The organism is Microbacterium sp. UCD-TDU, assembly GCF_000340625.1.
In the GTDB taxonomy this organism is placed as follows: Bacteria; Actinomycetota; Actinomycetes; order Actinomycetales; family Microbacteriaceae; genus Microbacterium; species Microbacterium maritypicum.
This window is the reverse complement of record NZ_KB454447.1, coordinates 1-538: the sequence shown is the minus strand read 5'-3', so window position 1 is coordinate 538 and position 538 is coordinate 1. Positions and strand designations below refer to the sequence as shown.

The window sequence follows — 538 nt, the reverse complement described above, 5'->3', positions numbered from 1 at the left end:
TCACGACGAGGGGCACCACCATCGCGGTTGTACCCACCCTCACGACGAGGGGCACCACCATCGCGGTTGTACCCACCCTCACGACGAGGGGCACCACCATCACGGTTGTACCCGCCACCCTCACGACGAGGGGCACCACCATCGCGGTTGTACCCGCCACCCTCACGACGCGGAGCACCACCATCACGGTTGTACCCGCCACCCTCACGACGCGGAGCACCACCATCACGGTTGTACCCGCCACCCTCACGACGCGGAGCTGCGGAGTCTCGGCTGTTGCCGGAGCGTCCGCCAGAAGCCCGGTTCCCGCGCGATCCACTGTCGTCGTTGCGACGCGGACGGCGCTCTTCCTCTTCTGGCATGATGCTCCCTGTTCTCTTCGTGTAAACGCAAAATGGCCACCCAACGATGGGTGGCCATTTTGACTAAAAGGAGTCCGGCGGTGTCCTACTCTCCCACAGGGTCCCCCCTGCAGTACCATCGGCGCTGTGAGGCTTAGCTTCCGGGTTCGGAATGTAACCGGGCGTTTCCCTCACGC

At 64.3% G+C, this 538-nt stretch carries 1 protein-coding gene and 1 rRNA gene; both read right to left on the bottom strand.

Going from position 1 to position 538, the window contains the following annotated elements:
• Positions 1–229 (bottom strand): hypothetical protein (locus D514_RS39225; RefSeq protein WP_236610958.1); only part of this gene is annotated, 229 nt, incomplete at its 3' end.
• Positions 230–434: 205 nt separating this feature from the next.
• A 5S ribosomal RNA gene (rrf, locus tag D514_RS30335) occupies positions 435–538 on the bottom strand; the annotation flags it as partial.